Annotated in this window: 16 protein-coding genes; 9 read left to right on the forward strand and 7 right to left on the reverse strand. The window is 70.0% G+C overall.

Features of this window, described 5'->3' with window-relative positions:
- The first annotated feature begins 12 nt into the window (after window positions 1-12).
- Both LZ199_RS00890 and LZ199_RS00895 read left to right on the forward strand, forming a co-directional pair.
- Window positions 13-477: a hypothetical protein gene (locus LZ199_RS00890; protein WP_253991716.1), complete on the forward strand. Its 465-nt coding sequence runs from the start codon at window positions 13-15 to the stop codon at window positions 475-477.
- 115 nt (window positions 478-592) lie between these two features.
- On the forward strand, window positions 593-1,150 hold the full coding sequence (locus tag LZ199_RS00895; RefSeq protein ID WP_253991717.1) for an AraC family ligand binding domain-containing protein: 558 nt from the start codon (window positions 593-595) through the stop codon (window positions 1,148-1,150).
- On the opposite strand, the gene LZ199_RS00900 is transcribed toward LZ199_RS00895, so the two are convergent.
- Window positions 1,113-1,919, reverse strand: a complete 807-nt coding sequence (locus LZ199_RS00900) for an NRDE family protein (protein ID WP_253991718.1) — start codon at window positions 1,917-1,919, stop codon at window positions 1,113-1,115. The genes LZ199_RS00895 and LZ199_RS00900 overlap by 38 nt on opposite strands.
- A gap of 115 nt (window positions 1,920-2,034) precedes the next feature.
- Here LZ199_RS00900 and metG point away from each other — a divergent pair, with 115 nt between their 5' ends.
- From metG to LZ199_RS00915, 3 genes are all read left to right on the forward strand, one after another.
- Complete coding sequence (gene metG, locus LZ199_RS00905) at window positions 2,035-4,161, forward strand: methionine--tRNA ligase (protein WP_253991719.1); 2,127 nt, start codon at window positions 2,035-2,037, stop codon at window positions 4,159-4,161.
- Window positions 4,162-4,267: 106 nt separating this feature from the next.
- Window positions 4,268-5,242, forward strand: coding sequence for a HEAT repeat domain-containing protein (locus LZ199_RS00910; RefSeq protein WP_253991720.1), 975 nt, complete (start codon window positions 4,268-4,270; stop codon window positions 5,240-5,242).
- Entirely contained in the window at window positions 5,239-6,015 is a 777-nt protein-coding gene (locus tag LZ199_RS00915; protein ID WP_253991721.1) for a TatD family hydrolase, read from the forward strand. The genes LZ199_RS00910 and LZ199_RS00915 overlap by 4 nt, the downstream gene beginning before the upstream one ends.
- On the opposite strand, the gene LZ199_RS00920 is transcribed toward LZ199_RS00915, so the two are convergent.
- The 5 genes from LZ199_RS00920 to LZ199_RS00940 form a co-directional block, all read right to left on the reverse strand.
- A complete protein-coding gene (locus LZ199_RS00920; protein WP_253991722.1) occupies window positions 6,002-7,954 on the reverse strand; it encodes an HD domain-containing phosphohydrolase in 1,953 nt (650 codons plus the stop codon). The genes LZ199_RS00915 and LZ199_RS00920 overlap by 14 nt on opposite strands.
- Before the next feature lie 6 nt (window positions 7,955-7,960).
- Window positions 7,961-9,505, reverse strand: coding sequence for a 3'-5' exoribonuclease YhaM family protein (locus LZ199_RS00925; RefSeq protein ID WP_253991723.1), 1,545 nt, complete (start codon window positions 9,503-9,505; stop codon window positions 7,961-7,963).
- A gap of 48 nt (window positions 9,506-9,553) precedes the next feature.
- Window positions 9,554-10,693, reverse strand: a complete 1,140-nt coding sequence (locus LZ199_RS00930; protein ID WP_253991724.1) for a class I SAM-dependent rRNA methyltransferase — start codon at window positions 10,691-10,693, stop codon at window positions 9,554-9,556.
- Between the two features lie 137 nt (window positions 10,694-10,830).
- Window positions 10,831-11,199, reverse strand: coding sequence for a hypothetical protein (locus tag LZ199_RS00935; RefSeq protein ID WP_253991725.1), 369 nt, complete (start codon window positions 11,197-11,199; stop codon window positions 10,831-10,833).
- Window positions 11,200-11,233: 34 nt separating this feature from the next.
- Window positions 11,234-12,829, reverse strand: coding sequence for an NAD(P)/FAD-dependent oxidoreductase (locus tag LZ199_RS00940; protein ID WP_253991726.1), 1,596 nt, complete (start codon window positions 12,827-12,829; stop codon window positions 11,234-11,236).
- Window positions 12,830-13,155: 326 nt separating this feature from the next.
- Here LZ199_RS00940 and LZ199_RS00945 point away from each other — a divergent pair, with 326 nt between their 5' ends.
- A complete protein-coding gene (locus LZ199_RS00945) occupies window positions 13,156-13,362 on the forward strand; it encodes a hypothetical protein (RefSeq protein ID WP_253991727.1) in 207 nt (68 codons plus the stop codon).
- Window positions 13,363-13,469: 107 nt separating this feature from the next.
- On the opposite strand, the gene LZ199_RS00950 is transcribed toward LZ199_RS00945, so the two are convergent.
- Complete coding sequence (locus LZ199_RS00950; RefSeq protein WP_253991728.1) at window positions 13,470-14,153, reverse strand: diacylglycerol kinase family protein; 684 nt, start codon at window positions 14,151-14,153, stop codon at window positions 13,470-13,472.
- 78 nt (window positions 14,154-14,231) lie between these two features.
- Between LZ199_RS00950 and LZ199_RS00955 the strand changes: the two genes are divergently transcribed.
- The 3 genes from LZ199_RS00955 (at window position 14,232) to LZ199_RS00965 (ending at window position 19,451) form a co-directional block, all read left to right on the forward strand.
- Entirely contained in the window at window positions 14,232-17,102 is a 2,871-nt protein-coding gene (locus LZ199_RS00955) for a golvesin C-terminal-like domain-containing protein (protein ID WP_253991729.1), read from the forward strand.
- A 99-nt stretch (window positions 17,103-17,201) separates the two neighbouring features.
- Window positions 17,202-18,212, forward strand: coding sequence for a type I glyceraldehyde-3-phosphate dehydrogenase (gap, locus tag LZ199_RS00960; protein ID WP_253991730.1), 1,011 nt, complete (start codon window positions 17,202-17,204; stop codon window positions 18,210-18,212).
- Between the two features lie 27 nt (window positions 18,213-18,239).
- A complete protein-coding gene (locus LZ199_RS00965) occupies window positions 18,240-19,451 on the forward strand; it encodes a phosphoglycerate kinase (protein ID WP_253991731.1) in 1,212 nt (403 codons plus the stop codon).
- Window positions 19,452-19,482: the final 31 nt, after the last annotated feature.

Raw genomic sequence — 19,482 nt, forward strand, 5'->3', positions numbered from 1 at the left:
AGGAGGCCGCGTATGGCGGACAAGCGTCGTTTCGACCTCTTCGCGGACTTCATCGTGTCGCGCTTCGTGGCCCCTCGCGTCTTCGACGTCGCGGGCGGGCAGGGGCGTCTCAACGAGGCGCTGACCCGGCGTGGCCGGGCCGTCACCACCTTCGACCTGCGCCACAAGCACCTGCCGGTGACGTACGCCCAGCGCATCTTCACGCTGGAGGAGCCGTGCGACGCGGAGCTGGTGGTGGGCATGCACCCCGACGGGGCCACGCGCGTCATCATCGAGTACGCGGCCCGGCATGGCCTGCCCTTCGCCGTGGTGCCCTGCTGCTCCGACAACGGCATGCCCTACAACCCGTGGATGCGACACCTGGCCGAGCTGGCGCGCGGCACGGGGGGCTTCGCCACGGTGGAAGAGGTGACGCTCACCATGGACGGCCGTGCACGCGTCCTGGTGGGCGAGCCCGCGCCCGTCTCGCCGCGCTGAGGCGGGCAGTGCCCTCCAGCGGACATCGACCCATGACCGCGCGGCCACGTGTGGGGACCCTTCGTCGCGTCTAGCTTTCGTGTCACCCGTGCGTGACGGGGCGGGAGCAGCGCACATGGTGACGGAGTGGGAGGGATATGCGACGGCGCAGGTCTGGCGCCCGGCGTCGTATCCAGGGCTGGTGCTGTACCGGGTGAGCGGTCGAGCGACCTCGCAGGCCCTGCACGTCCATGACGAGCTTCAGCTCACCCTGGATGCCGGACATGTCCAGCAGGTGTCATGTGGGGGCGCGAATCTGATGGCGCCGCCCGGGAGCCTGGTCGTCATCCCTCCGGGAGAGGTCCACGCGCTGCGCGGCGAGGGCGGGCGGCCCGGGGTGTCCTACGGAATGCTGGTGCCGGCCGCGTACCTGAGGGGCGCTGCTCCCTCGGGACAGGCGGTGCAGGAGGTGGAGGGTGAGCCTCCCGCGGAGGAGCTGCTGCTCGGGGGCGGCGCGGTGCTCGACGACCCCGAGGTGGCGCGGGACTTCGTGGCGCTGCACCGCGCGCTGCGGGCTCCCGGACTCTTGAAGGAGCCCCGGCTGTGGGCCCTGCTGTCGGCCCTGCTGTCGCGACTGGAGACGGGACAGGCGGGGTTCAGGCGGGGGAATGCGGCGTCTCAAGCATCGCCGTGACGTCTCGCCAGGGACCGTCACAGGGGCGCGTCTCCGACGTCAGGTAGTGCCCCACGCGCCCGGGGGCGAGGGCGACGATGGCCGAGGAGCGCGTGCCATAGGCCGGCGTGTGGATGCACAGCGCCTGGAGCCGCTGGCGGAAGTCCGGGGGGAACGACTCTCCGGAGAGCTGTGCGGGCAAGGACTCCAGGGGCGGAAGCGCCTCGTCCGCCAGCAGGGCCTTCAGGCCTTCCTCGAAGCGGGGCCAGGGCTGGAGCACCAGTCCCGTGGCGAGCGTCTTCGCCCGCTGGACCTTGGGCAATTCCGCGGAGTCGAGCACGTCGTTGGGCAGGACGTGGATGCCCGGCGGGACGTCCTCGCGTCGAAGCCGGGACTGTCCGGGCCGGCCATAGGCCACCCGAAGTGTCCGCGCGTCGCCATACAGGAGGTTGAAGGGGAGGAAGTCCGTGCCCGAGAGGGTGTCCAGGTAGCGCTCGATGCCTTCGACGGTGCCGGCGGCGAGGGCCTGGAGCACCACCTCTCCCCTCGAGCGGGGGGCCGGGCCCCCGGCCTGTCCGCCACGCTGGTTCGTCAGGCCCACGAAGAGGCCCTCGTTAGTAACCCCCATCCACGTCCCGCCGCGCTCCACGTCACGTCCCCCCACGGTCCGGGGAGACTCGAGCAGGACTTGTGGGCCCGTCGCGGGACGAGCGAGGAGTTCGTCCCGGTTGGCCGCGAGCACCAGCGGCCACTCAGGATGGACCTGGCGAAGGATGATGATGGTGCACATGCGTTTCGGGTCGATAACATTCCCGGCACCGCGTTGCATTCGTGCTCGCGGCCCCCACGCCGTCGATGACCTCGGCCCACCGAGCGGCTAATGTCCGCCGCCCCCAGGAGAGTCCATGGCGGAGAGAATCCTCGTCACCAGTGCACTTCCGTACGCGAACGGCCCCCTCCACATCGGGCACGCCGTCGAGTACATCCAGACCGATATCTACGTCCGTTTCCTCCGCTCCAGCGGCAAGGACGTCGTCTACTTCTGTGCTGACGACACGCACGGCACACCCATCGAACTCAACGCGGCGAAGCAGGGCCTCAAGCCCGAGGACTTCATCGCCCGGTTCCAGGACGAGCATCAGAAGGACTTCCAGGACCTGGATGTCCGCTTCGACTACTTCCACTCCACCAACTCGCCGGAGAACCGTCAGTACGCGGAGCTCATCTACGGGCGGCTGAAGGAGAAGGGCGACATCGAGCGCAAGGACGTCGAACAGGCGTACTGCGAGACGGACCGTCGCTTCCTGCCGGACCGCTTCATCAAGGGCACCTGTCCCAACTGCAAGTCGGTGGACCAGTACGGCGATGTTTGTGAGAAGTGCGGCAAGGCGTACAGCCCCACGGACCTCATCGACCCGCGCTGTTCCCTGTGCAGTACCCCGCCGGTGCGCAAGTCGTCCGAGCACCTGTTCTTCAAGCTGTCCCGTCACGCCGACTTCCTGCAGGCGCTGCTGCGCAAGCCCGGCTTCATCCACCCTGGTCTCGCCACGCAGCTGCAGGGCTTCTTCGAGAAGGGGCTGGCGGACTGGGACATCAGCCGTGACGGTCCCTACTTCGGCTTCGCGATTCCGGGCGAGACGGACAAGTACTTCTACGTCTGGCTGGATGCGCCCATCGGCTACATCGCCACGACGGAGAAGTGGGCGAAGGAGACGGGCAAGGCGAAGAGCGCGCTGGACTACTGGGCCAAGGACAGCGGCGCGCGCATCGTCCACTTCATCGGCAAGGACATCGTCTACTTCCACGCGCTCTTCTGGCCCGCGGTGCTGGAGGTGGCGGGCCTGCATATCCCGAGCGAAATCAAGGTCCACGGCCACCTCACGGTGAACGGGGAGAAGATGTCGAAGACGCGCGGCACCATGGTGCCGGTGCGCGACTACCTCAACCAGCTGGACCCCAGCTACCTGCGCTACTTCTACGCGGCCAACCTGGGCGCGGGCGTGGAGGACCTGGACCTCAACCTCAAGGACTTCCGTCTGCGGGTGAATGGGGAGCTGGTGAACAACGTGGGCAACCTGGCCAACCGCGCGCTGTCGCTGCTGGCCGGGCCGCTGGGCGGAAAGCTGGCGCCGGGTCGGTCCGAGGGTCCGGGCCGCGCGCTGGTGGAGTCCGTGCTCGCCCGCATCCCCGAGGTTCGCGAGGCCTTCGAGAAGCTGGAGTACCGCAACGCCATCCGCGTCATCACGGACATCGCCTCCGCGGCGAATGCCTTCGTGCAGACGGCGGCGCCGTGGGCCCTGGTGAAGAAGGACGCGGAGGCCGCGCGCGCGGACCTGTCCGACGCCGCCGACGTGGTGTACCTGCTGGGCGCGTTGCTGGCGCCGGTGACGCCTCGGTTGTCGGAGAAGCTCTTCGCGCAGCTCGGCGCGGAGCCGCTCACGTTCCAGGCGCTGGAGGGGGCGAAGTACCCGCTGTTGGATCGCAGCCGTCCCATCGGCACCCCGGAGCCGCTGTTGCCGCGACTGGAAGAGGACCGCGTCAACGCCATCATCGTGACGCCGGAGGGGACTGTCGCCGCCGCGCCGGCGCCCGAGGCGAAGAAGGCCGAGGGCAAGGAGAAGAAGGCCGAGAAGAAGCCGGCCGAGCCCGCGCCTGTCACGCAGGCTTCCTCGGGCGCGGGGGCCACGGAGGCCGCCGGCTCGGGGGAGATTGAGTACGCGGACTTCGCGAAGGTGGTGCTCAAGTCGGGCAGGGTGCTGGCGGCGGAGAAGGTCGCCAAGGCGGACAAGCTGCTCAAGCTCACCGTGGACGTGGGTGAGGCGAGCGGTCCGCGCACCATCGTCTCCGGAATCGCCGAGGCGTTCGCTCCCGAGTCGCTCGTCGGGCGCAACGTGGTGGTCGTCGCGAACCTGAAGCCGCGCAGCCTGAAGGGCATCGAGTCGAAGGGGATGCTCCTGACGGCGGGCCCCGGCGGCAAGGACCTGTCGTTGTTGGACCCTGGCAATGTCCCGCCGGGCAGCGACGTGAAGTGATGGGCTGGTGGGGCGGAGCGAAGGTGCTCCGCCCACCAGTGGTGTCTGGGGCCATTCCCCCTTCACGGGTCCGGGGCCGAGGCCGCCGGGCAGCGAGGTGTTGGACGTGACGGATTGGCGTGCGGAGCGGGACCGGGCCTTGCTGACCCTGGAGCGCGAGAAGCGTCCGGCGTTCCGGGCGGAGGCGGCGGAACAGCTCCACCACCTCGCGTTGGAGGCCCCCGCGCCGGCGGCGGACTTCGCGGAGGTGATGCCCCGGCTGCTGTCGGATGCCCAGCCGGAGGTGAAGCGCTCGGGGGTGGCGCTCGCGACGGTGGTCCTTCCTCCCGACGAGCTGCCCGCGCTGCTCATCTCCTATCTGCGGGACGCGGAGTCGGTGGTGCGCCTGGAGGCCACCGGGCGACTGGCGGACCTGTACCGGCCGGAGCTGCGCGGGGCGCTGGCGGGCATGTTGGAAGACTCCGTCCCGGAGGTTCGCTTCGAGGCCGCGCGAGGCATCGCCGCGCTCAAGCATCCCGCGGGGCTGGAGGTGCTGATTGAAGCGCTGGACGCGGACCTGCTCCGTTTTCGCGCCCTGGGCGCCATGGCCGAGCTGGAGGACCCACGGGCCCTGCCCGCGGTGAAGCGCCTGTTCGGCCGCTGGCTCCTGCCCGCCTTCGACAGGACGCAGGCGGCGGGCGTGCTGGCGAAGCTGGGAGACCCCGCGGGCGCGGCGCACCTGCTCCAGCGCTCGCGCAAGAAGTGGAGCCAGGACCGCGCGCTCGCCGTGGAACTGCTGGGCGAGGTGAAGGCCCCTGGCGCGCTGGAGCGGCTCAAGGAGATCCTCGACGACGCGAAGGATTCCTGCCGTGGCGCCGCCGCGCGAGGCCTGGGGCGTCTGGGGGACACGCGGGCGCTGCCCTGGCTGCTCGCGCTGCTCCAGGACATGAGCGCCGACGAAGAAGACCGGTTGGATGCGGCGGACGGGGTGTGGCGTATGGGGGATGCGGACGGCCGCGAGCGTGTTCGGGCGTCGGTGAGCACCTTCACGTCACCTGAGGCCCGGCAAGAGCTGGACGACTTGTTTCAGGAGGGGACATGAGACTGGTGGATGCGCACTGCCACCTGGAAGTGAAGGACTTCGCGGACGTGGCCCCCGTGCTGGAGCGGGCCCGTGCGGCGGGCATCGTCCACGCCATCGTCGTGGGGCAGTTCCACGGCCCTGGTGAGTGGGGCAATGCGCTGGAGCTGGCCGCCGCGCATCCGGAGTTCCTGTCGCCCACGCTCGGCATCCATCCGCACGAGGCCGCGCGGGCCACGGACGAGGACCTGGCCACGCTGGAGCGCACCTGCGCCCGGCCGGAGGTCCGCGCCGTGGGCGAGGCGGGCCTGGACTACTACTACGACCACTCTCCTCGAGAGGTGCAGGCCCGCATCTTCCGGCACCAGTGCGCCCTCGCGGTGAAGCTGGGCAAGCCGCTGGTGGTGCACGTGCGTGACGCGCACGAGGACTGCGACGCGATTCTCGGCGAGGTGGGCGTCTCCAAGGGCGTCATCCACTGCTTCACCGGCGACACGGACGCCGCGCGGCGCTACCTGGACCGGGGCTTCTTCCTCTCGCTGTCCGGCGTCATCACCTACAAGAAGACGGAGGCGCTCCAGGACGCGGTGCGCTTCGCGCCCCTGGACAGGCTGATGGTGGAGACGGACAGCCCGTTCCTCGCGCCCATTCCGCACCGGGGCCGGAAGAACGAGCCCTCGCACGTGGTGGAGACGGCGCGGAAGCTGGCGGAGCTGAAGGGCGTGGCGCTGGAGACGGTGACGGAGGTCACCACCGCCAACGCCGCCGCCCTCTTCAACCTCAACCTGCGGTGATGCCGCTGGCCAGGGCCTGGAGGTCCTGGTCCATCTGCGGCACGTCGAGCAGCAGCGCGTCCGGGTCGTACTGGAAGTCGGCCTGCTTCATCTTCAGCAGGGCCTGGAGCGCGGGCTCTCCGGTGTGGCCGCCGAAGGACGCGAAGACGACGCGGCCTCCCTCCAGGTGGAGCGAGCCCTCCAGCGTGTGCTGACGCAGCTGGAGCTTGCCGCTCTTCTTCCCGCCGCCCAGCGTGCGCAGCAGCTCACGCGGAGGCAGCTCGTCGAAGCTGCCACGCACCACGCGGCCCGGGCCGTTGTGCAGCACCCGGTCATCGAGCAGCGCGCGCACCGCCTTGGCCACCAGCGACTTGTCTCCCGGGAGCAGCAGCTCCGTGGCGCCGCCCATCATCAGCCGCTCGCGCGTGGCCGCGTCCGGCTCGCCCACCACGGCGATGGGCAGGCCCGCCGTCTCCGGCGTGGAGCGCGCCTGCTGGAGCAAATCCAGCACTTCCTGCTGCCCCAGGCGCAGGCTCACCACCAGCACGTCGCAGTCCTGCCGGGCCAGCCCGTCCTGCGCGCCTTCCGGGGTGGACAGCGCGTGGGCGACCAGGCCCTGCTTGAGCACTGCCTCCAGCAGCTCGCCCCGGGCCGTCTCGTCCGGCTCCACGACGAGCACCTGACGGCCCTCGCACTCCAGCCGGTGGCGCAAGAGCTCGCCGCTCTGGAGCTGGATGACGATGTCCGCCACCACGGGGTCATAGAGCACGCCCGAGTTCGTCCTCAGGTGCTCCAGCGCCTGCTCCTTGGTCATCGCCTTGCCCAGCGCGTTGCCAGGGTTCTTCGTCAGCTCCAGGAAGCTGTCCACCGCGGCGAGGATGCGCGCGCCCAGGGTGATTTCCTCGCCCTTGGCGCCCTGCGGAGTGCCGGAGCCATCCCAGGCTTCATAGAGCTGCGCGAGGATGGTGTTGACCTGCGTGGGCAGGTGCACCGTCTCGAACAGCTTGGTGGGCGCGCGACAGGCCGCGCGGGCCTGCGCCTTCCACTCGGAGTTGACGGCGTTGCTCGCGAGCGAGAAGTGCCGCTCGGAGGGCTTGCCCAAATCATGGAGGTACGCGGAGATGGACAGCGCGGCCAGCTCCTTGTGGGGCATGCCCATGCGCTGGCCGACGATGCCCGCCTGCCGCGCGAGCTGCGCGGAGTGTCCCCGGTGGCGCTGGCGGTCCTGCTCCAGCAGCCCCACGAGGATGCCCAGCGTCTCCACGTAGTCGATGTCGCTGACCAGCCCGCGAGGTCCGCCCGGCTCGCGCCGCTGCGTGGAGGAGGGACGCCCCGCCACCTGCGTTCCGCTGGCGCGCTGCAGCCGCATGCGCGCGTCTGTCTCCATCCGGAAGGACAGGCTGCTGCGGTTGCTGGTGGAGGTGCGGTTGTGCTCCGCCGCCCCCGTGCGCGACGTCGACTCCGTGGGATTCGAGTGCGCGCTCGCCGACTCCAGCAGCGCGGCGAACGCCGTGGGGTCTCCGTAGTAGTGCTTGCGGATGGCCGCGGCGATGGCACCGCGCAGGCCCACGTACGCGTAGACCTCCGACATGCCCGTCACCAGGGCAATCTCGTCCATCAGCGCCTTGTTCTGCGGCTCGGCGGCGACCACGGACAACAGCTTCCGGTCCGGGTCCACCGCGAGCGGCAGCACGTTCTGCGCTTCGGCCAGTCGCACCGGAAGCCTGTCCAGCACCTCGGTGGGAATCTTCGCCTTGGCCAGCTTGTCCGCGCTCACGAAGCGCGTCTGGAACTCCGCGGCCAGGAAGCGCAGCAACGCCGCTTCCTGGAGAAGGCCCAGCTCCACCAGACAGTCCCCCAGCTTGTGGCCGGTGATCTTCTGGTGCTCCAGGGCCTGCTCCACGGCCCCGGCGTTGACGAGTCCCGCCTCGATGAGGCGCTCACCCAGCTTTTTCGCCATGACGACTCAGCTTTCCGAGGAGCCCTCTCCATTCTTCGATGAGGACTCGGAGGCGGGGGGCAGCGTGGTGAGCGCGCTGAAGGGCTTGAACGTCAGCTCCTTGGGCAGCCCGCTGGGGTCTCTCGGCGGGCGGTCCTCACGGGGAGGGCGGGGCGGACGGTCCTCGCGCGGCGGACGGTCTTCGCGGGGCGGACGCTGCTCGTCCCGGGCGCGCTCCTCGCGGGGCGGGCGCTCCCTGCGCGGCGGGCGGTCCTCGCGGGGCGGACGCGGCGACTCCTCGCGCGCGGCGACGGGGGCGGTGCCCTCGGCGGGAGGCGTGCCCTGGTTCGGGGCCTTCTCACCCCGGGCCTTGCGCTTCTCCTCGCGCGACTTGCGACGGCCTCCACCCGCGCCGCCGCCACCCTCCACCGGAGCGCGGCCCCGGGTGGTGGGCGAGGGGCCCTTCCAGAGCTGACGGTCGTAGTGGCGCAGCACGTCCGTCCACTTGTCGTTGGGGTCGCGCTGCATGGCCTCCAGCCACGAGGCGATGCGCGAGTCCAGCGAGTCCAGCGCGTGGACGATGTGCGCCTCCAGCGTCATCGGCACCTTGGGGCTGCCGTAGTCCAGCTGCCCGTGGTGGGAGATGGCCAGGTGCGTGAGGTGCTGCTCCAGGAGCGGCGGGAAGCCGGGGATGGCCAGCGTCTTCTCGCGGATCTTCTGGGCCGTCATCACCAGGTGACCCACGAGCTTGCCCTCGTCCGTGTAGTCGAAGCCCTTGTCCGGCGAGATTTCAGCCACCTTCATCACGTCGTGCAGCATCGCGCCTGCCAGCAGCAGGTCGCGGTCCGCCATGGGGTAGTGGTCCGCCACCCGCAGCGTCAGCCGCATCACCGACAGCAGGTGCTCGGCCAGTCCGCCGCGCCACGCGTGGTGCATGCCCTTGGCCGCCGGCGACACCGGGAGCCCCGCGGCCACCTGCGGGTCATCCAGGAAGGCGATGAGCAGCTGCTTCACGTACGGGTCGCTGATGCGCTCGTTGACGATTTCGCGGATGAGGCCCGCGGCGCGCGCGCCACCGCCACCCTCGTGACGGCCGTCACCCTTGTCCGTCTTGTCGATCTTCTCTGCCTTGTCTGCCTTCTCCGCGCGGGGCTCGGAAGCGGGCTTCGCCTCGGCGGCGGGCTTCGCCTCCTGGGGCGGGGCCGGGGGCGGCTCGAACTCCTTGGGGTCGAGGGGCTCGGGGTCCAGGCGCTCCACGGCCTCCACGACAATCTGGGTGCGGCCGTGGAACTGGATGACGCCGCCCTGGACGAGCACGAAGTCGCCCGACTGGAAGGTGGGCTCGAGCGCGTCCACCTTGTCGAAGACGCGCGCGTCCACCTCTCCGCTCTTGTCGGCGAGCGTCATGGCGAGGAACACCTTGCCGCTCCGGGCCGTCACCTTCTCCTTCTTGGTGACACGGAAGACGGTGTTGACGCGGTCCTTCTCACGCAGGTCGGCCGCATACACCTTGCGGACGGTCTCGACGGAACCTTCCGGGGTCGCGGTCTCTGGGACGTTTTCGTTGGTCATCGCGGGCGCGGACACTAGCACCCCGGAAGGCGGCGCGGGGGACTCGCGTCAGGTGACTTCGAGTGCCACCGCATCGAGGTACTCCGCGCCGGGCGAGCCCACGAGGGTGGGGTGGTCCGGCGGCAGTCCCGGGCGAGACAGCCGTGTAGCGATGCGCGCCTCCGCCTCGCAGGCGGTGGCCACCAGCTCGTCGAAGCCGCCCTGGGCCAGTGGTGGGTGGTAGCCGACCACGAGCAGTCGCCCCCCGTGGCGGGTGCGCCTGAGCGCGTACCGGACCTGCTCCACGAACTCCTCCTCGGAGCCCACCCGGGGTGTGTCCAACAACACCAAATCGAACATCTCCCGCACCGCCCTGAGGGCCTGGATGGCGGTGCCCTTCTCCACCATCACCCGCCCGAGCAGCCCGTTGGCCTCCGCGTTCTCCCGCGCCAGGTCCGCCGCGTCGCCGTCCGAGTCAAAGGCGAGGATGTGTCGGGCACCATGCAACCCCGCGTGGACGAAGAGGCCGCCCACGTTGCAGCTCGCGTCCAGCACCCGGCCGTCCCAGGCCATGCGCCCGACGACACGGCGCAGCTCGCGCTGGTCATACGCGTACCCCGTGCCCTGGCCGTAGGTGAGGTCCACCGTGAAGCGGGCGCCCAGCTCCAGCAGCCGGCACCAGCGGGGCGGGGTGCCATAGAGGACGTGGGGCCGCTGCGTGGGCAGGCCCAGGGCCTGACGGCGCGCGGAATCATTGCGCAGCAGCACGGAGGCGGCGCCCGTCACCTCCACCAGCGCGCGGGTGATTTCCTGCTGCCGAGCGTCCATGGAGCGGGTGAGGGTCTGCACGACGAAGTGCGTGTCGTACCGGTCCACGATGAGGCCGGGCAGGCCGTCCCCGTCATCGTTGACCACCCGGCAGAAGCGCGGGTCATCCACCAGCCGGCCCCGGCGCTCGAAGGCGTGGCGGAGGTGGCGCGGAATCAGGCCCTCCACCGCCTCGTCCTGCAGGCCCAGGCGGCGCACGGCGCGCGACGCTTCCAGGTCCACGTCGCCCAGGCCCAGCACCGCGCCGTCCTCGTCCCGGAGCTGCACGGGCTCACCGGGTTGGGGCGTTCCCTCCATGGAGACGATGTCCTCCCGGGAGAGCCAGGGGGCGCCATGCTTCAGGCGACGGGCGGCATCCCGGGACAGATAGGTGCTGAGCAAGGTGCGTCCTCCCTCTCGCGTGGAGCCACCGGCACGAAAGCCCGTGGCGTGCTTCCAGCGGACAACATGGGCCGTGCGCTTGCCGATGTCGGCCTGCGCCCGGCCCCCGCGCTGGAGGGCAGGGGAGGGAGCGAGCCTCAGTGCTGGGGAGGAGGCCGCTTGAACGCCTTGAACGTCACCCGCGTGAGGAGGGAGCTGACGACGAGCGCCAGGACGATGCCCAGGATTCGCAGGTGCCAGGAGTCGCGCAGCACCAGCGCCAGGGCGAGCGCGCCCACCAGCACCGCACCCGCCACCGTCAGCCACTGCCCCCGGGCGGCCAGCCCCGAGGAGGGATGCCGGGCCTGGGCGAGCACCGGAATGCTGCCGGCCTTGCGCCACACGCTGGCGCTCTCCTCCCGCACCTCGTCCTCCGGGTCCACCAGGCCCTGGGTGTACGCGCGCTCCACGTCACCCATGCTCGGATAGGTCAGCTCTCCGTCCGGAGTGCGCACGACGTAACGCATGGCGGGTCTCCTTTCGTGAGGCACCGCCCGCGCCTCACGACAGCTCGGTGGCAATCTGCTCCGCGATTCGCAGGCCATCAATGGCCGACGAGACGATGCCGCCCGCGTAGCCGCAGCCCTCGCCCGCGGGGTACAGGCCCTTCATGGACACCGACTGGAGCAATTCGTTCCGGGTGACGCGCACCGGAGACGAGGTGCGGCTCTCGATTCCAATCAGCTTGCCCTCCTCGGAGATGAAGCCGCGCATCTTCCGGTCGAACGTCTTCAGCGCCTGCTTGAGCGACGTGGTGAGTCGCTCCGGGAACAGGCGGTTGAGGTCCACGTGCGCCAGCCCCGGACGGTAGCTGGTGCCGCCCGGGTCCTTCTTCACGCGGCCGGCCAGGTAGTCCGGAATCGTCTGCGCGGGCGCGAAGAAGCGTCCACCACCCAACTCGTACGCCTTCTCTTCCCAGTGCCGCTGGAACTCCAGGCCGGCCAGCGGGCCCCGGAAGCCCTCGCGCTCGAAGTCCGCCACGGAGACGGAGACGACGATGCCGGCGTTGGCGTAGCGCGCGTTGCGGCGCGAGTTGCTCATGCCATTGGTGCACTGGAGCCCGTCCTGCGTGGGCGTGGGCACCACGATTCCGCCCGGGCACATGCAGAACGAGTAGACGCCCCGCACCTCGCCGTCCACGTCCAGGTTCTCCGCCAGCTTGTAGTCGGCGGGGGGCAGCTTCGGGTTCTTCGCGGCGCTGCCGTACTGGATGCCGTTGATGAGCGTCTGGGGGTGCTCGGCGCGGAAGCCCAGCGCGAAGGGCTTGGCCTCCACGAGGACGCGGCCGTCGGCGGCGAAGCGCTCGTACAGCTCCCGCGCGGAGTTGCCCGGCGCGAGGATGACGCGGTTGCTCTCCAGGGTGCGCCCGTCGGCCAGCTTCACGCCGGCCACGGTGCCGTCGCGATAGAGGAGGTCGTCCACGCGCTGCTCGAAATGCACCTGGCAGCCGCCCGCGATGAGCTCCTCGCGCAGCTTCGCCACCGCGCCGGGCAACAGGTCCGAGCCGATGTGCGGCTTGCCCTCGATGAGGATGTGGTCCGGCGCGCCGTAGCGGGCGAAGGCCTCGATGACCTTGCGCACCATGGGGTGGTTGATGCGCGTGGACAGCTTGCCGTCCGTGTACGCACCGGCGCCGCCCTCCCCGAAGTTCATGTTGCTCTCCGGGTCCAGCGTGCCGTCGCGCATCAGCTTCGCCACGTCCTTGCGGCGCGCGACGACTTCACGGCCGCGCTCAATCAGGATGCTGCGCACGCCGCGCTCCAACAGGCCCAGGGCGCAGAACAGCCCCGCGGGGCCGGTGCCGACGATGATGGGCCGCTGGTCCGGCGCCTTCACGGGGGGCAGGACTTCGGGCGGCGGAGGCGCTTCACCCACGTCCGGAGGGATGTGGGCCGGCTTGCGGCCCGGGGCCATCTCCACTTCCAACGTGTAGATGTAGCGGGGGCTGCCCTTCTTGCGGGCATCCAAGACGGAGCGCACCACCCGCACGGAGGCGAGGTCGGAGCGGGTGACGCCCAGCTTCTCCGCGGCCCGCTGACCGAGCAGCTCCTCCGGCTCGTCCAGCCACAGCCCGATGTTGTTCACCCGATACGCCATTGCCGTTCGCTCCTGGTGGGGGCGCGTATCTGCTTCACCCCGGTGAAAGATTGCAAGCACTTGAAACCACTTGAGGGCCGAGGCCTCATCCGGGTGCGTATCCCGTGATGCACCCCGCCATCGGCTTCCCCCGGGGGGCCCCCTGGGTGCGTAGGTGGCTTCGCACCCCTCGCGAGGCCATGCCGGGCCTCATTTTCCCTCAACCACCGGGAACTGCTGGGGAATCCTTTTGGAAGAGATCAACTGGCACGGGGGTTGAAGACCAGGGCTCGCGTGATTACTCGGCGGCCCCCCTCAATTCGCCGCCCCATTTGGAGGCATTCACTGTGAGCACCGATCAAAAGGGCACCCGGATCCTGGCGCGCACCTTCTTCAACCAGCTGCGCGCGAGCGGGTACACCCCGCACCAGGTCATCGGAATCGCCACGGAGCTGCTTGATCTGGTGACGTCGGACCTGAAGGAAGGCGACAAGAATGTCGCGGTGCCGGCCACCCCGGAGCAGCAGGGCTCCGAGTGGCGCCAGCGCGCCTGAGCGTGCGAGACTTCCAGGCATGACCCTCGGCGGGTGAGCGGGCTCCGGACTGGTTTTCGGGGCTCCCGCCCACGAGGTGGCAGGTGGACCGGCGGCAGCCGGTTTTTTTATGTCCGTTTGACTGAAGAATCGCCCGGTGGCTGCCCTGCGGAGCGCGCTTCGCGTCGGCGGGTGTAGGCCGCGGAGCCGGCGACGAAGAGCAGCCCCGCCGTCATCGCGCTGAACACCATGCTGGCCGAGCGCGTCGCCAGGATGGCCAGCAGCACGCCGCCGCCGAGGAACGCGGCCAGGTCCACCCAGAGCGGGCGGCGCTGGGGAAGCACGAGCACGAGGACACACGCCGTCAGGGGGATTCCGAAGGCCACCTGTCGGATGATGGCGTCCGTGCTGGTGCGCACCGTCTCCCAGTTGTGCACGAGGATGGCGGCGAAGATGACCACCGTGCCCAGCGCGAGCACCAGCACGCCCGCGGCGGCGGCATCCTTGGTGAGCCGGGCCTTCTCGTCGAACTGCTGCACGGCCAGGTCGACCAGGTGCTCCAGCGCGCTGTTGAGGATCTCCGCGAAGAAGATGAGCAGCACGCAGAAGATGAGCGTCACCTTCTCCGCGAGTCCCAGCGGGATTCCACTGCCCACCAGTCCCACCAGCATGGCGGAGGTGAGGTGCACGCGCATGTTGCGCTGGTGGACGACGGTGTGGATGAGGCCCGCCCATGCGTGGCCGAACGAGGCGAAGAGCCCCGTGCCGCGACGAGGAGGGAAGTGGGGAGGTGGCCGGGCAGGTACGGTCATCGGAACCTGAAGGGGCGGGCAGGCTAGCACTCACGGGTTCGATTGCCGTGGACATGTGAATAGGTAAGGTCACTCGCCATGAGCACCAACTTGTTCCGGGCGCGTCAAAGTGGCGTGCTGCTGGCCCTCCTGTTGTCGTCGTCTCTCGCGGGGGCCCAGGCCCCGGACGCCTTTCACGAAGAAGAAGCGGGGGCCTGTGGGCTGGAGCCCCCTGGCGTGGTGTACCTCCCGGCGCCCGCCCCGCGCGCGCATGAGACGCGCAAGCTGAGCGCCTCCGAGGCGCCCGTCGTCCGGAGGGAGGCCCGGGATGGGACGGCGGGCAAGTCGCTCGCGGGGGTGCCCCAGACGCGGACCCGGACGGGCGCGCTGTCCGGGAAGGTCATCTACCTGAGCCCCGGCCACGGCTTCTACCGCGCCGCGCCCCTGTCCCGCTGGGCCACGCAGCGCCCCAACACGTGGGCGGTGGTGGAGGACCTCATCTCCGCCGAAGTCGTGAACCAGTACCTGCTGCCCATGTTGATGGGCGCGGGCGCCACGGTGGTGCCGGTGCGCGAGCCGGACCTCAACCCGCGCATGGTCATCGTCGACGAGGGGGCCGCGGGCTACTCCGAATCGGGCGACACGGGCCTGTTCCGGACGACGACGCAGAAAGGCTGGGGCACGCCCCCGACGCCCATGGGCAACGCGGTGGAGCCGTTCACGCTGGGGGCGACGCGTGAGCTCCTCACCACGGGCGCGGCGACGGCCACGGCGACGGCCACCTGGGCGCCGGTGGTGCCGGCGGACGGCCACTACACCGTCTATGTCTCCTATGGCGCGGACCCCGCGCGGACGACGAACGCGCACTATGTGGTGCGCCACTCGGGAGGGGAGAGCCACTTCCGCGTCAACCAGCGCCGCCATGGCGGGACGTGGGTGCTGCTGGGCCGCTTCTTCTTCAAGGCGGGCGCGGGGCCGGAGGCGGCCTCGGTGGTCCTGATGAACGACGCGGAGGAGGGGAGCACGGTGTCGGTGGACGCGGTGCGCTTCGGCGGCGGCAGTGGCGTCATCGGTGATGCGCAGATGGCCGCGCTGCCTCGGCCCCGCTACGAGGAGGCCGCGCGCTACCACGTGCAGTTCAGTGGAGCCCCAGCGTCCGTGTACGCGCCCACGGGAGCCAACGCGCTGGCCAACGAGCGCAACGCGGACGTGACGGCGCGCGCGCGCTTCGCGGCGTGGCTGCACGAGGAGGGCGAGGATGCGGTGTACGTGGCCTGGCACACCAACGCGTCCACGACGGGAAACGTGCTGGGCACCGAGGCCTACGTGTACGGGCCGAATCCGGTGGACGGCACGCTCAACTTCACGGGCGTGCCCGGCAGTGACGTGCTGGCGCGGGCGCTGCTGGACGAACTGGGGCGCGACCTCCGCCGCGAGGTGGACTCGACGTGGCGCGTGCGCAACCTGCGCTCGGCGAACCTGGGCGAGGTGAACCCCACGCACAACCCGGAGATGCCGTCCGTGCTGCTGGAGATCGCGTACCACGACGCCATCGCCGACTCGAACCGCCTCAAGGAGCCGGCCTTCCGCCGCGTCGCCGCGCGCGCCATCCTCCAGGGCCTCATCAAGTACTACGCCACCCGCGATGGAGTCGCGGTGCGGCTTCCCCCCGAGCCGCCTGGCGCGGTGGCGGCGCGCAACGTCTCCGCGGGGACAGTGGAGGTCCGCTGGGCCGTGCCCGTGGCGAACCCGGACGAGGAGGGCCACGACGCGCCCACCGCGTACCGCGTCTACCAGAGCGCGGATGGTCAGGGCTGGGACGATGGCACCGAGGTGACGGGGACGACCTTCTCCCTGCCGCTGGCGGCGGGCGCGGTGCGCTACTTCCGCGTCGCGGCGGTGAGCGCGGGCGGCGAGGGCTTCCCGTCCGCCATCGTCGGCGTCCGCTCGGGCGAGGCGCCGCCGGCGCTGGTGGTCAACGCGTTCGAGCGGCTGGACTCGGCGCTGGCGTGTGGCGAGGCGCTGGACGTCTATGACCTGCAGGCCCCGCTGAGGGTGCTGCTGGAGGCGATGAATGACGGCACCTACGTGCGTCGCCATGGCGATGCGATGAACCAGTCCGGGCTCGCCTTCGACAGCGCGACGAGCGACGCGGTGACAGCGGGGCTGGTGTCCGTGGGAGCGGGGTACCGGGTGGTGGACTGGTTCACCGGTCGGGGGGGCGAGGAGGGGGCCCGGCCGACGCGGGCGGAGCAGGACGCGCTGCGCGCCTTCGTGATGGGCGGCGGCCACCTGTTGTTGTCCGGTGGTCAGTTGACCTCCGCGCTGTCGGTGGGAGACGCGGACGACAAGGCGTTCCTCGCGGACATCCTCCGGGCCTCGCCTGGCACGGGCACTCCCCCGCTGAGCGTGGAGGGTGTGCCGGGGGACTTCCTCTCGGAGCTCACAGGGCTGACCCTGGACGATGGCACCCGGGGTGCCTACCCGGTGGGCATGACGGACGTGCTCACCCCGGCGTCGGGAGGCTCGGCCGTGCTGCGCTACGCGGGGACGGACCTGTCGGCCGGCGTGTTCTCCATGCCGGGAGGACAGGTGCTCCTGTTGGGTGTTCCCTTCGAGTCGGTGGTGGACCGGGCGGCTCGGGCTCGGCTGTTGTCCGCGTTCCTGGTGCGCGCGGGCTTCCCCGCGCCGGCCACGCCGCCTGTCGGGGACTCCGGCGATGCGGGCCCTGGCCTGCTGACGGGCTGCGTGGCGCCTCGCGGGGTGGACCCGCATCCTCCGGAGGAGCCCGAGCCCCCGGAGCCTCCGGCCCCCATCGTCCTGGACGTGCTGCCGCAGTTCTATCCGCTCGGTGACTCTGGCTGCGGCTGCGGGGCGGGCGCGGGAACGGGCTCCGGACTCTGGCTGTTGCTCGGGGTGATTGTTCAGCTTCGGCGCGCGCGTCGTCGCGCGAGCGACGTGAAGCGTTGACTCGGCGGGGCCGCGTGCCTACGGTCGGCGGCCCTTATTTTTTGACGTGAAGACCCGCGGGCGCCCCTCGGCGCCCCCTGCTCCCTAGGAGACACGCACATGGCCACTCGCATCGCCATCAACGGCTTCGGTCGCATCGGTCGCTGCATCCTGCGCGCCGCCCTCAGCCGCAAGGAAGACCTCGAGATTGTCGCCATCAACGACCTCGACAAGCCGGCGGCGCTGGCGCACCTGTTCAAGTACGACTCCGTGCACCGCACCTGGCCGGGCGAGGTGTCCGCGACGGACAAGGGCATCGTGGTGAACGGCAAGGAGATCACCGTCACCGCGGAGAAGGACCCCACGGTGCTGCCGTGGAAGAGCATGAACGTGGACGTGGTGCTGGAGTGCACCGGCCGCTTCACCGGCCGCGAGGGCGCTGAGAAGCACCTGAAGGCGGGCGCCAAGAAGGTCCTCATCTCCGCTCCGGCCAAGGGCCCGGACCTGACCATCGCCTACGGCATCAACCACACCGAGTACGACGCGGCCAAGCACCACATCATCTCGAACGCGTCGTGCACCACCAACTGCCTGGCGCCCGTCGCCAAGGTGCTGCTGGACGGCTTCGGCATCGAGAAGGGCTTGATGACGACCATCCACAGCTACACCAACGACCAGCGCATCCTGGACCTCACCCACGATGACATGCGTCGCGCCCGCGCCGCCGCGCTGTCCATGATTCCCACCAGCACCGGCGCCGCGAAGGCCATCGGTGAGGTGTTGCCGCAGCTCAAGGGCAAGATGCACGGCATGTCGGTGCGCGTGCCCACCCCGAACGTGTCGCTGGTGGACCTGACGGTGAACACCACGAAGAAGGTGACCGCCGAGGAGGTCATCGAGGCGTTCCGCAAGGCCGCCGCCGGCTCGCTCAAGGGGATTCTGGAGTTCAGCGACGCGCAGACGGTGTCGGTGGACTACAACGGCAACCCGAGCTCGGCCATCTTCGACTCCACGAACTGCTTCGTGATGGGCGACAACATGGTCAAGGTCATGGCCTGGTACGACAACGAGTGGGGCTTCTCCAACCGCATGGTGGACACGGCGAAGTTCCTCGTGTCCAAGGGCGTTTAGTCCCCGTCAGGGGCCAGGGGAGAGCCAATGATCCGCTACATCGACGAGCTGCAGCTCACCGGCAAGCGCACCTTCATCCGCGTGGACTTCAACGTCCCGCTGGAGGGAAGGCGCGTGACGGACGACACCCGCATCCGAGAGGCGCTGCCCACCATCCGGCGAGCGCTGGAGCTCGGCGGGAAGGTCATCCTGGCCTCCCACCTGGGCCGCCCCAAGGGCCCGGACCCCAAGCTGTCGCTCGAGCCGGTCGCCGCGCGACTGGCCGACCTGCTCGGCCCCAAGCACGAGGTCATCCTCACGGATGACTGCATCGGGGACGGCGTGAAGAAGCAGGTGAAGGACCTGAAGGAAGGCCAGGTCATCGTCTTGGAGAACCTCCGCTTCCACAAGGAGGAGGAGGCCAACGACGAGACGTTCTCCCGCGAGCTGGCGTCGCTGGCCGACGTCTACGTGAACGACGCCTTCGGCACCGCGCACCGCGCCCACGCCTCCACGGCGGGCATGGTGCCCTTCGTGAAGGAGAAGGCGGCGGGCCTGCTGATGAAGAAGGAGATCGAGTACTTGGGTCGCGTGCTGAAGAACCCGGAGAAGCCCTTCGTGGCCATCCTCGGGGGCTCCAAGGTCAGCGACAAGATCAAGGTCATCGAGAACCTGCTGCCCAAGGTGGACGTGCTGCTCATCGGCGGCGCCATGGCCTACACCTTCCTCAAGGCGCAGGGCGTGGAGGTCGGCAAGTCCCGCGTCGAGGGGGACAAGCTGTCGCTGGCCACGCGCCTGTTGGAAGCGGCGCAGCGGCTCAAGACGCCCATCGTCCTGCCGGTGGACCACGTCGTCAGCGACAAGCTGCCGAACCCGGAGGATAAGGACAAGAACAAGGACATCCTCGCGCGGGAGACGGCGGACAACGCGATTCCCACGGACATGCTGGGGCTGGATATCGGCCCGAAGACGCGGGAGATGTTCACGCAGCACATCCGCGACGCGCGCACCGTCATCTGGAACGGCCCCATGGGCATGTTCGAGGTGGCGAAGTTCGCCGAGGGCACCCGCTCGGTCGCCACGGCCATGGCGAACAACAAGCAGGCCGTCACCGTCATCGGCGGCGGAGACAGCGCGGCCGCCGTGAAGGAGATGGGCATGGCGGAGCAGCTCAGCCATGTGTCCACTGGCGGCGGCGCCTCTCTGGAGTTCCTGGAAGGTCAGGAGCTGCCGGGCATCAAGGCGCTGGAAACGCGGTAGTCTCCCGCGCCGCGGAGCAACACCACCACAC

Source organism: Myxococcus qinghaiensis, from assembly GCF_024198215.1.
GTDB classification, from domain to species: Bacteria; Myxococcota; Myxococcia; order Myxococcales; family Myxococcaceae; genus Myxococcus; species Myxococcus qinghaiensis.

Excerpts from the sequence above, each read along its gene's own strand:
- LZ199_RS00940 (WP_253991726.1), bottom strand. The coding sequence starts at position 12,829 with ATGGCGTATCGGGTGAACAACATCGGGCTGTGGCTGGACGAGCCGGAG.
- LZ199_RS00890 (WP_253991716.1), top strand. The coding sequence starts at position 13 with ATGGCGGACAAGCGTCGTTTCGACCTCTTCGCGGACTTCATCGTGTCG.
- LZ199_RS00965 (WP_253991731.1), top strand. The coding sequence starts at position 18,240 with ATGATCCGCTACATCGACGAGCTGCAGCTCACCGGCAAGCGCACCTTC.
- LZ199_RS00950 (WP_253991728.1), bottom strand. The coding sequence starts at position 14,153 with ATGACCGTACCTGCCCGGCCACCTCCCCACTTCCCTCCTCGTCGCGGC.
- LZ199_RS00935 (WP_253991725.1), bottom strand. The coding sequence starts at position 11,199 with ATGCGTTACGTCGTGCGCACTCCGGACGGAGAGCTGACCTATCCGAGC.
- LZ199_RS00925 (WP_253991723.1), bottom strand. The coding sequence starts at position 9,505 with ATGACCAACGAAAACGTCCCAGAGACCGCGACCCCGGAAGGTTCCGTC.
- LZ199_RS00900 (WP_253991718.1), bottom strand. The coding sequence starts at position 1,919 with ATGTGCACCATCATCATCCTTCGCCAGGTCCATCCTGAGTGGCCGCTG.
- LZ199_RS00920 (WP_253991722.1), bottom strand. The coding sequence starts at position 7,954 with ATGGCGAAAAAGCTGGGTGAGCGCCTCATCGAGGCGGGACTCGTCAAC.
- metG (WP_253991719.1), top strand. The coding sequence starts at position 2,035 with ATGGCGGAGAGAATCCTCGTCACCAGTGCACTTCCGTACGCGAACGGC.
- LZ199_RS00895 (WP_253991717.1), top strand. The coding sequence starts at position 593 with ATGGTGACGGAGTGGGAGGGATATGCGACGGCGCAGGTCTGGCGCCCG.
- gap (WP_253991730.1), top strand. The coding sequence starts at position 17,202 with ATGGCCACTCGCATCGCCATCAACGGCTTCGGTCGCATCGGTCGCTGC.
- LZ199_RS00955 (WP_253991729.1), top strand. The coding sequence starts at position 14,232 with ATGAGCACCAACTTGTTCCGGGCGCGTCAAAGTGGCGTGCTGCTGGCC.
- LZ199_RS00915 (WP_253991721.1), top strand. The coding sequence starts at position 5,239 with ATGAGACTGGTGGATGCGCACTGCCACCTGGAAGTGAAGGACTTCGCG.